Source organism: Bradyrhizobium sp., assembly GCF_016213215.1.
Lineage (GTDB): Bacteria > Pseudomonadota > Alphaproteobacteria > Rhizobiales > Xanthobacteraceae > Bradyrhizobium.
Window position 1 is genome coordinate 26,214 of record NZ_JACRAW010000071.1, and the last position, 9,688, is coordinate 35,901.

The following is a 9,688-nucleotide window of genomic DNA, read 5'->3' on the forward strand; positions in this document are numbered from 1 at the left end:
TGGCTTGGAGTACGTGCACGCGATCAGGCGGCGACAGGTGAGCGGTCGTCCGCCTGCACCACGCGATCGCGGCCGCGGCGTTTCGCGGCATAGAGCGCATGGTCGGCAATTCGCATCAATTCCGCGAGCTCGACGCCGCCGGCCGAGACGGTGAAGCCGATGCTGATCGTCACACGTTCCACCGCGGCACCGATCGCGACCTCTCGCGCCGCGCAGGTGGCGCGGATTTCCTCCGCATACCGCTCGGCTTGGTCGCGGCTTATTCCGGTCATCAGCGCTGCGAACTCCTCGCCGCCATAGCGCGAAACGAGCGCGCCATTCTTGGCCGCGAACCGACGCAGCACGTCGGCCATTTCCACCAGCACCTTGTCCCCGGCCTCATGCCCCGACCTGTCGTTGATGGACTTGAAATGATCGATGTCGAACATGAACAGGGTCGCCGGCTCACCCATGGCACGCGCCGCCTTCAGGGCCGAGGCACCCGCGTCGTCGAAACCACGCCGGTTGAGTAGTCCCGTCAGCTCGTCGGTTTGCGAGATGCGCGACAGCTCCGCACGCGTCAGCGTTAGTTCCCGCATCAAGAGCGCCGACCGGTAGCTGAGGAAAGCGGTGAGCGCCGCAGAGATTGCTGCGGCAATCACCAGGCTGAAAACGTCCATATGGCCGACCCGAACCGTTGCATCGAAATCGGGCCCGAAATGCAGGAGCAGCATCGACCCTGCCATGAGGAGGGTAAGGCCCACGGCTGTTGCAACGCGCCTGGCGGTATGGCGAAGCACGTCGCCATGCGTGCTGATCTGGATGCTCATGAGTGGCCCTTTGGTGACGCGACTCAGCATTGACAGTCATTACGAAGTGCCAAAGGCCAGGCAGAGTTTACGAAAAGCGTTAAGCTTCGACAAAACCGGTAGAATATGCGCCAACTGGAACCCGGCCCCGGAAAGGGCCAGTTTCGTCGCGATTGGACTGTCATCTCGTTGTTTTCAGCAAATTATCCGGTCTGGACGGCAGCGCCGACCGATGGTTAATCGCGTCTTAACCTCGCCCTATCTATGGTTGGCCTGATCCGCTTTCCGGCCGGTCTTCCATGCGATCGGCAGTTCCAAGAGTACTGGCGCTTTACGTATGGCTATGACCGCTTCATCCCGTGCGCCGCAGAGCGGTGGAAGCTTTGAAAACGAGCGATCGCCATTCGCCCGGCTGGCAGAGCTGCTGGCGCCGTACCAGCCCGGTAAACCACTGATAACGCTTTCGTTGGGCGAGCCGCAGCATCCGGTTCCGTCCTTTGTCGGCCCGGTCCTGGCCCAGCATATCGCCGAATTCGGCCGGTATCCGATTGCCAAGGGCATCGAGCCGTTCCGAAAGGCGGCAGCCAACTGGCTGTGCAGGCGATTCAGCCTGCCCCGCCCAATCGATCCCGAGACCGAAATCCTGGTGCTCAACGGCAGCCGCGAAGGCCTGTTCTTCGCCGCGCTGACCGCGACCCGCTACGTCGGCGAGCGCCGCGGTGCGCCTGCCATCCTGGTGCCGAACCCGTTCTACCCCGTCTATGGCGTCGGCGCCCGTACCGCCGGCTGCGAGACCATCTGTCTTCCGACCACTCTCGAAAACGGATTCTTGCCCGATCTCGACTCGCTCGATGAGGCGACGCTCGCGCGAACGGTGGCGATCTACATCGCCTCCCCTGCCAATCCGCAGGGAGCGGTCGCTTCGCGTGACTACTTTTCGCGGTTGAAGCAGCTCGCCGACCGCTTTGGTTTCGTGATTCTGAGCGATGAGTGCTACTCGGAAATCTACACCAGGGATGCGCCCGGCAGCGCGCTCGAATGCGCCGGCCCGGATTTTGCGAATGTCGTTGCGTTCCAGTCGCTGTCGAAGCGCTCGAACCTGCCAGGTATGCGGGTGGGCTTTGCCGCCGGCGACAGCAAGTTCCTGAGCATGTTTCATGAGCTGCGCAACGTGGCCGCGCCGCAGGTGCCGGTGCCGCTGCAGCACGTGGCGGTGGCCGCCTACGGCGATGAGACCCATGTCGAGGAGAATCGCAGGCTCTACCGCATCAAGTTCGATCTGGCGGACCAGATTCTCGGAAACCGCTACGGCTATCGCAGGCCGGCCGGTGGCTTCTGCGTCTGGCTCGACGTGTCGCGGCATGGCGGTGACGAAGCCGCAACGGTGAAACTCTATAGCGAAGCCGGCGTACGCGTGGTTCCGGGCAGCTATCTGGCGCGACCGCAGCCGGATGGCTTCAATCCGGGCAAGGGCTATATCCGCCTTGCACTCGTGCAGGACGGCGAAACCACCGCGCAGGCCCTGCATCGCCTGGTCGAAACTTTGGGCTAGTCGCACGCCATGAGCATGTCGACGATCGAGCGTGTCATTCCTCTGGTCGGCCACCTGCCGACCTCCATCCGCGAGGCGTTGGCGCGGCGCCTGCGCGAGCTCGGCGGCCTCGGCCTGATTGCCCTGGCGGGTGCCGGCGCGGCCGCGCTGATGACGTGGTCAGTGCAGGATCCAAGCCTCAGCCACGCGACTTCGCGGCCGATCCGCAACATACTCGGTTATCCCGGCGCGATCGGCGCCGACCTGTCGATGCAAATTCTCGGCCTCGGCGCGATCATGCTGATTCTCCCGGTCGCGGTTTGGGGCTGGCGCATGCTCACCCATCGTCCCTTCGACCGCGAGGCACTGCGACTCGGCTCCTGGATCTTGTGCACGGTGATCGCAGCGGGCTTTGCAAGTTGCTGGCCCCATGGCGGCACCTGGCCGCTGCCCACCGGACTTGGCGGCGTCGTCGGTGATGCGCTGGTGCGGACGCCGGCGGTGGTGTTCGGACCGCCCGGCGTGCTCTATCGATTCGTCCTCGGCACCCTCCTGTTCGTAGCCATGGCTGCCAGCTTCCTGTTCGCCGGCGGACTGGGCTCACGCCAGGCCGAAGAAGAGCTCGATGCGGAAGAGGAGGACGCGTCCCCGGAGGAAGACGGCGATCGCGGCTCGGTCTCTCTGGGCTGGCTGTTCCATGCCGTGATGAGCGCCAAGGCGCGCCTGGGCTGGCTGTTGACTGCGGCCTACCGGTCGCTCGTCTCGAGCGCACCGCCGCCGCGCCGTTCCGCCTTTGAACGCCAGGAGCCGAGTCTCGTGCGGCGCGGGACTGCGTCGCTGGCGCCGCATGAAGACGAAGACGTCGAGGAAGAAGAGGAGGACGCGGAGGAGGAGGAGGAAGACGCGCCGGCTGCGCGGGCTCCGCGCAAGAAGGCCGCCTCGCGCCCGGTGCGCAAATCCTCCGACAAGTTCGAAATGCCCTCGGTGTCGATGCTCGCGGCGCCCAAAGCCGCCGACCGCCAGCCGCTCACGAAGAGTGAGCTGGAGGCCAATTCCCGCGCGCTGGAAGGCGTGCTGCAGGATTTCGGCGTTCGCGGCGAAATCGTCAAAGCCCATCCCGGACCGGTCGTCACGCTTTACGAGCTGGAGCCCGCTCCCGGCATCAAGTCCTCGCGGGTCATCGGTCTCTCCGACGACATCGCGCGCTCGATGAGTGCGCTGTCCGCACGCGTTGCCGTTGTCCCCGGCCGCAACGCGATCGGCATCGAACTGCCCAACGCCCATCGCGAGAAGGTTTACCTGCGCGAGCTGCTGACATCGAAGGACGCCATCGAAACGATGGCAAAGCTGCCGCTCTGCCTCGGCAAGAACATCGGCGGCGACTCGGTCATCGTCGATCTCGCCCGCATGCCCCATCTTCTGATCGCCGGCACCACCGGCTCCGGCAAATCGGTCGCGATCAACACCATGATCCTCAGCCTGGTCTATCGGCTGCGGCCCGACCAATGCCGATTAATCATGGTCGATCCGAAGATGCTCGAGCTTTCCGTCTACGACGGCATCCCCCATCTGCTCACGCCCGTCGTGACCGACCCCAAGAAGGCCGTCGTCGCGCTGAAATGGGCGGTGCGCGAGATGGAAGAGCGCTACAAGAAAATGGCCAAGCTCGGCGTCCGCAATATCGACGGCTACAACGTCCGCATCGCCGAGGCGAAATCCAAGGACGAAGAGCTCACGCGCACCGTGCACACCGGTTTCGACAAGGAGACCGGCAAGCCGATCTATGAGGAAGAAAAGCTCGAGCTCGAGCCGCTGCCCTTCATCGTCATCATCGTCGATGAAATGGCCGACCTGATGATGGTCGCCGGCAAGGACATCGAAGGCGCGGTGCAGCGTCTTGCGCAGATGGCGCGCGCCGCGGGCCTGCACGTAATACTCGCGACTCAGCGTCCGTCAGTCGACGTCATCACCGGCACGATCAAGGCGAACTTCCCGACCCGCATCTCGTTCCAGGTCACCTCCAAGATCGACAGCCGGACGATTCTCGGCGAGATGGGGGCCGAGCAGCTGCTTGGCCAGGGCGACATGCTCTATATGGCGGGCGGCGGGCGCATCAGTCGCGTGCACGGACCGTTTGTCTCCGACGAAGAGGTCGAGAAGGTGGTGCGGCACCTGAAGACGCAGGGCCAGCCCGAATATCTCGAGGCCGTCACCGCCGAAGAGCCGAGCGCCGAGGATGGTGCGGTATTCGACGCGACCGGCATGGGCTCGGATGGCGGCGGCGATCTCTACTCACAGGCCGTGGCGATCGTCAAACGCGACCGCAAGGCCTCCACAAGCTACATTCAACGGCGGCTGCAGATCGGCTATAACCGCGCCGCCTCGCTGATGGAACGCATGGAGCTCGAAGGCATCGTCGGACAGGCCAACCACGCCGGTAAGCGCGAGATCCTGATCGAGGAAGAAGACAGCCACATGTGAGGCTCTTGTCCCCGACCGGGATCACCTTCACGAAAAAACGATCTCTGCTTTTGGCCGAAACCACTGTAAAAGGGCGCCTAGCCAGACAGGACCACGCGTGACGACAATTCTGAAGATGAGAATGGCTACCTCATTCGCGGCGCGCAGCGCGCGCCTCGCGGTGCTTGCGCTGCTCGTGGCGTCGATGGCTGCGGCCGCGGCGACCTCCTCCGCGCAGACCGTTCCAATTCCGAAGCCCGCGCCGAAGGGGCGCGACGGTATGCAGATGAGCGCATCCGACGGGCAGAAGGCACCGGCAACAACCGGCACCACGCGGACCGCGCCGCCGAATCCGGTCATTCCCGATCCGCGCCGCAACGTGCCTACCAACATCTTCCAGAGTTTCGATGCCAACCAGAAGGCGCAGGCCGCGAGGGTGAGCGCGTACTTGTCCTCCCTCCAGACGCTGGTTGGGAACTTCGTCCAGGTCGGCCCTGACGGCAGCAAGACCAAGGGCGATTTCTATATCCAGAAGCCGGGCAAGGTGCGCTTTGAATACGACCCGCCGGTCCCGATCGACATCATCGCCGACGGATCCTCGCTGGTGGTGCGCGATCGGAAGCTGGCGACCCAGGACGTCTATCCGCTGTCGCAGACACCGCTGCGATTCTTGCTGTCCGACCGCATCGACCTGATGAAGGACACGAACGTAGTCCACGTGACGGCCGACGATCTCTACATCACCGTCGTCATCGAGGAGAAGCAGGCCCTGATCGGAACCAGCCGCCTGATGCTGATGGTCGGTGCCAAGGACGGCCAGCTGAAGCAATGGACCGTGACCGACCCGCAGGGCTATGACACGACCGTCGCTGTCTACAATCTGGATTCCACCAAGAAGGTCGATCCCAGCCTGTTCAAGATCGACTTCACCAATTACGGCCCGCCGCCGGGTTGATCGGGAGTCGCCGCAGGCCGCGGCAAGCACGACGGCTCGTCATTTGTGCAGGAATAGCGTGGATGGCCGGCCAGGTCCGGCGGTGTCCGGATCGACAGCCGCATGATCCGTGTTAAGACGCATTTCCAATGCGTCTTTCCCTGACAACCTGGAACATTAACTCGGTGCGGTTGCGCATCGACCTCGTCGCAAAGTTTCTCAAGAGCGCGCGACCAGACATATTGTGTCTGCAGGAAACCAAGTGCATCGACGACGCCTTCCCGCTGAAGCGCTTCAGGCGGCTCGGCTACGAGCACGTCGCGCTCAACGGGCAAAAGGGCTATCACGGCGTAGCCATCGTTTCGAAGCTGCCGTTCGAAGCCACCGACGTCCGCACCTTCTGCGACAAGGTGGATTCGCGTCACATCTCGGTTGAGTTCGGCGACAAGTCGCGGCTGACAAAGCCGCTCGTGCTGCACAATTTCTACGTGCCCGCCGGCGGCGACATTCCCGATCCCGAACTCAACCCGAAATTCGAGCACAAGTTACGCTTTCTCGACGAGCTGAAGGCGTGCGAGCCCTTGCATCCGCGCGGCGAGGATCGCCACATCCTGGTCGGCGATCTCAACGTTGCCCCGCATGAGAACGACGTCTGGTCGCACAAGCAATTGCTCAAGGTTGTCTCGCACACGCCGATCGAATGCGAGAAGCTGCTTGCCGCCCAGGCTGCGGGCGAGTGGATCGACGTTGCGCGCGACCGCATTCCGCTGTCCGAGAAGATCTATACCTGGTGGAGCTATCGCGCCGCCGACTGGACCGTCGGTGATCGCGGGCGGCGACTCGACCACATCTGGGTGTCGCGCGCGCTCAAGGATGCGGTCAGCGATTTCACCGTCCTGCGCGCAGCCCGCTCCTGGCAACGTCCGTCGGACCATGTGCCGGTAACGGTGACGCTGGAGGCCTGATCGCCCCGCTCGCCGGCGATTGCCGGGATCGGCTTGTCAGGTGCTCAGCTTCCCGCCGGCGATCAGGATGTCACTGGCGATCTGGCTCGAGCGGACGGCAAACTCGTCACGCAGCCGGCGCGCGGCAGCGGGATCGCTTTCCAGCACGCGCTGGAACAGGCTGCGGGCGACACGGATCACGGCGGACTGTTCAAGGGCGATCGCGGTAGATGGCCGCTTCATCGGCACGACCAGCGCGAGCTCACCGATCAGCGCTCCGGGGCCTGCAATCATCTCGGCACCAGCGTGGTCCTCGACGCGAAACGCCCCGCGCTGCACGACGAATCCTGCATCCGCGTCCTCCCCCTGCCTGAACAGGAGGTCGCCGCGGGCAAGGTTTCGCTGCTCCGAGCCGATCGCCAGCATGCGCAACGCGTCGTTCCCCAACAAGTGCAGGGTTGGGACACGCTCCAGGAGCGCTACATCATCATCAATCGACATTGACTACCGACGATCGAGACACGCGGATTTGGGCGATTCGCAAGTCCCGAAGCGTATCACGGCACCAGCTTGTAGCCACCGGCTTCCGTGACCAGGATCTCGGGATTGGCCGCGTCCTTTTCGATCTTCTGCCGCAACCGATAGATGTGGGTTTCCAGCGTATGGGTGGTGACGCCGGAATTGTAGCCCCACACTTCCTGCAGCAGCGTCTCGCGGGAGACCGGCATCTGGCCGGCGCGGTAGAGAAAACGCAGAATGGCGGTCTCCTTCTCCGTCAGCCTCACCTTCCTGGCGTTGGCGGCGGTAAGCATCTTGGAACCGGGACGGAAGCTGTAGGGGCCGACCGAGAATACCGCGTCCTCACTGGCCTCATGCTGGCGGAGCTGTGCCCGGATTCGCGCCAGCAGAACCGCAAAGCGGAAGGGCTTTGCAACATAGTCATTGGCGCCCGATTCCAGCCCCAGGATCGTGTCGGAGTCGGTATCGTGCCCAGTCAGCATGATAATCGGAGCTTTAAACCCGCCCTTGCGCAGGGAGCGGACGACCTCGCGCCCGTCGGTATCGGGCAGGCCGACATCCATCAGCACGAGGTCGGGGGAATTGGCCTTTGCGGCGCTGGCGCCCTTGGCACCGGTATCGACGCCGGAAGCTTCGAATTCTTCGTGCAGCGACAATTGCTCCACCAACGTATCGCGCAGATCAGTGTCGTCATCCACGATCAGGATCTTGCGGGCATTGGCCATAGGTACATCCTTCTGGGGCCGGCCGATGCGCCAAAGGCACGCTCAGCCGCGATAAGAAAAGTTTGGGGTCGGCTGTTCTTAGTATTCGTCTTGAGGTAGTGGGCCGTTACCGATTCACAAGCCATGATCAATTTACTCCAGAACTCCGGGGCATTTTGATGAATGTCCTGTAATGAACCCCTATCCGCCGATTCGCATGAAAAGACAATCTATATCAAGGACTTACATAATCGCTCGCCGGCTGCCGTCCCTCTCTTTGGTCCGTGTGAGACCTGCGGCAGGTAACCCTCGCCGGGGCTGGCTGACCGCGGGTCCCCTGGCGATTCCGGTTGCGCTGGGGCGGGGCGGTATTCGGGTGAATAAGCGCGAGGGAGATGGAGGCACTCCGAAGGGCATCTTCCGGCCGCGACGATTGTGGTGGCGGGCCGACCGTCACCGCCGGCCGCGAACCTTCCTGCCGGTGCGCGCGATTACCGCCGAAGACGCCTGGTGCGAAGACCCGAACGACCGTCACTACAATCAGCCGATTCGGCTCAAGCAGGCCACCGCCGGCGATCGGCTGCGACGCGAGGACCATCTCTACGACTTCATCATTGAGATCGACCACAATACGCGCCCGCGGATTGCCGGCCGGGGCAGCGCCGTCTTTCTCCATCTGGCACGGGAAAACTTCGGCCCGACCGCAGGTTGCGTCTCAATGACGAAGCAGGCGATGTTGCACCTGCTGCAAAGGCTGTCGCCGCGCAGCAGGATCGTAATCGGGTGAGAAGAGACGAATGCTCGACAACAACCAGATAAGGGCCGCCTCGCGCATTCTGTACGGTCATTGGCGCGCCGGCACCAAGCTCGAGAATCTGGATGCGCCGCTGCGGCCCCGCGACCGCGCCGAGGGCTACGCCATTCAGGCGGCGATCGAAACCTGTTCCAGCAGCACACTATTCGGCTGGAAGATCGCGGCGACCAGCGAGGCCGGGCAGAAGCATATCAACGTTGCTGGACCCATGGCCGGACGGATCCTGTCCGACACCGTCATTGCCGACGGCGGCACCGCGTCGATGAAGGGAAACGAGATGCGCGTCGCCGAGCCCGAATTCGCTTTCCGCATGGGTCGAGATCTGCCGCCGCGGTCGATACCGTATGGGGTGGCCGAGGTACTCGCCGCCGTCGAGACCTTGCATCCCGCGATCGAAATCCCGGACTCGCGTTTTGTCGATTTCGTCAGCGCCGGCGAGCACCAACTGATTGCCGACAATGCCTGCGCGCACCTGTTCGTGCTGGGCGCGCCGGCAAGCGCGAATTGGCGGGCGCTCGATCTGATCGAGGAGCGGCCGGTGATGACGTTGCGCCGCAAACGCCATGTCGGCCATGGCAGGAACGTGCTCGGCGATCCGCGTGTCGCGCTGGCCTGGCTTGCCAACGAATTGCGCGGACTTGGTATCACGCTGAGGACGGGAGAGGTCGTGACGACCGGTACTTGCCATCCGCCTCTGCCCATCCAGTCGGGCGACTTTCTTGGTGCCGATTTCGGCATGCTCGGAGCGGTGTCGGTGGGGTTCGAATAGCGCGGTTCTGCCGATGTGGCGAAGGCGCGCAGAGAGCGCCATGCAGTCGAATCGTCCCGCCCGGCTCTTTCGGTCAGTCAGCGGTGCCCGAAGATCGCCGAGCCCACGCGCACATGCGTGGCGCCGAGCTGAATGGCGGTGGCGAAATCCGCGCTCATGCCCATCGAGAGGTTCTTCAAGCCGTTGCGCGCGGCGATCTTCGCGGTCAGCGCGAAATGCGGCGCC

General features: G+C 63.6%; 9 protein-coding genes and 1 pseudogene. 6 read left to right on the plus strand and 4 right to left on the minus strand.

Going from position 1 to position 9,688, the window contains the following annotated elements:
- Window positions 1-23: 23 nt before the first annotated feature.
- Window positions 24-809 carry a GGDEF domain-containing protein gene (locus tag HY852_RS12720; RefSeq protein ID WP_291605059.1) on the minus strand — a complete coding sequence of 262 codons (786 nt, stop codon included), beginning with the start codon at window positions 807-809 and terminating at the stop codon, window positions 24-26.
- 316 nt (window positions 810-1,125) lie between these two features.
- On the opposite strand from HY852_RS12720, the gene HY852_RS12725 reads away from it, so the two are divergent.
- The 4 genes from HY852_RS12725 to HY852_RS12740 all read left to right on the plus strand — a co-directional run bounded on the left by HY852_RS12725 (window position 1,126) and on the right by HY852_RS12740 (window position 6,678).
- Window positions 1,126-2,340: an aminotransferase class I/II-fold pyridoxal phosphate-dependent enzyme gene (locus tag HY852_RS12725; RefSeq protein WP_291605060.1), complete on the plus strand. Its 1,215-nt coding sequence runs from the start codon at window positions 1,126-1,128 to the stop codon at window positions 2,338-2,340.
- 9 nt (window positions 2,341-2,349) lie between these two features.
- Window positions 2,350-4,800, plus strand: coding sequence for a DNA translocase FtsK (locus HY852_RS12730; protein WP_291605061.1), 2,451 nt, complete (start codon window positions 2,350-2,352; stop codon window positions 4,798-4,800).
- A gap of 121 nt (window positions 4,801-4,921) precedes the next feature.
- Window positions 4,922-5,734: an outer membrane lipoprotein carrier protein LolA gene (locus HY852_RS12735; protein WP_291605062.1), complete on the plus strand. Its 813-nt coding sequence runs from the start codon at window positions 4,922-4,924 to the stop codon at window positions 5,732-5,734.
- 128 nt (window positions 5,735-5,862) lie between these two features.
- The gene (locus tag HY852_RS12740; protein WP_291605063.1) at window positions 5,863-6,678 is read left to right on the plus strand and encodes an exodeoxyribonuclease III; all 816 of its coding nucleotides are present in this window, start codon (window positions 5,863-5,865) and stop codon (window positions 6,676-6,678) included.
- Between the two features lie 36 nt (window positions 6,679-6,714).
- Here HY852_RS12740 and HY852_RS12745 read toward each other — a convergent pair whose 3' ends face one another.
- Both HY852_RS12745 and HY852_RS12750 read right to left on the minus strand, forming a co-directional pair.
- Window positions 6,715-7,158 carry a cyclic nucleotide-binding domain-containing protein gene (locus HY852_RS12745; RefSeq protein WP_291605064.1) on the minus strand — a complete coding sequence of 148 codons (444 nt, stop codon included), beginning with the start codon at window positions 7,156-7,158 and terminating at the stop codon, window positions 6,715-6,717.
- A 56-nt stretch (window positions 7,159-7,214) separates the two neighbouring features.
- A complete protein-coding gene (locus HY852_RS12750) occupies window positions 7,215-7,901 on the minus strand; it encodes a response regulator transcription factor (protein ID WP_291605065.1) in 687 nt (228 codons plus the stop codon).
- A gap of 196 nt (window positions 7,902-8,097) precedes the next feature.
- Between HY852_RS12750 and HY852_RS12755 the strand changes: the two genes are divergently transcribed.
- On the plus strand, window positions 8,098-8,667 hold the full coding sequence (locus HY852_RS12755) for a L,D-transpeptidase family protein (protein WP_291605068.1): 570 nt from the start codon (window positions 8,098-8,100) through the stop codon (window positions 8,665-8,667).
- A gap of 10 nt (window positions 8,668-8,677) precedes the next feature.
- Window positions 8,678-9,463 (plus strand): fumarylacetoacetate hydrolase family protein, encoded by a 786-nt coding sequence (locus HY852_RS12760; RefSeq protein ID WP_291605066.1) that lies wholly within the window; start codon window positions 8,678-8,680, stop codon window positions 9,461-9,463.
- Between the two features lie 77 nt (window positions 9,464-9,540).
- On the opposite strand, the pseudogene HY852_RS12765 reads toward HY852_RS12760, so the two are convergent.
- Window positions 9,541-9,688, minus strand: a pseudogene (locus HY852_RS12765) (YggS family pyridoxal phosphate-dependent enzyme); the annotation flags it as partial.

Bases quoted from the DNA above. Each gene is read 5' to 3' on its own strand.
- HY852_RS12720 (WP_291605059.1), bottom strand. From the start codon at position 809: ATGAGCATCCAGATCAGCACGCATGGCGACGTGCTTCGCCATACCGCC.
- HY852_RS12725 (WP_291605060.1), top strand. From the start codon at position 1,126: ATGGCTATGACCGCTTCATCCCGTGCGCCGCAGAGCGGTGGAAGCTTT.
- HY852_RS12730 (WP_291605061.1), top strand. From the start codon at position 2,350: ATGAGCATGTCGACGATCGAGCGTGTCATTCCTCTGGTCGGCCACCTG.
- HY852_RS12735 (WP_291605062.1), top strand. From the start codon at position 4,922: ATGGCTACCTCATTCGCGGCGCGCAGCGCGCGCCTCGCGGTGCTTGCG.
- HY852_RS12740 (WP_291605063.1), top strand. From the start codon at position 5,863: ATGCGTCTTTCCCTGACAACCTGGAACATTAACTCGGTGCGGTTGCGC.
- HY852_RS12745 (WP_291605064.1), bottom strand. From the start codon at position 7,158: ATGTCGATTGATGATGATGTAGCGCTCCTGGAGCGTGTCCCAACCCTG.
- HY852_RS12750 (WP_291605065.1), bottom strand. From the start codon at position 7,901: ATGGCCAATGCCCGCAAGATCCTGATCGTGGATGACGACACTGATCTG.
- HY852_RS12755 (WP_291605068.1), top strand. From the start codon at position 8,098: ATGAAAAGACAATCTATATCAAGGACTTACATAATCGCTCGCCGGCTG.
- HY852_RS12760 (WP_291605066.1), top strand. From the start codon at position 8,678: ATGCTCGACAACAACCAGATAAGGGCCGCCTCGCGCATTCTGTACGGT.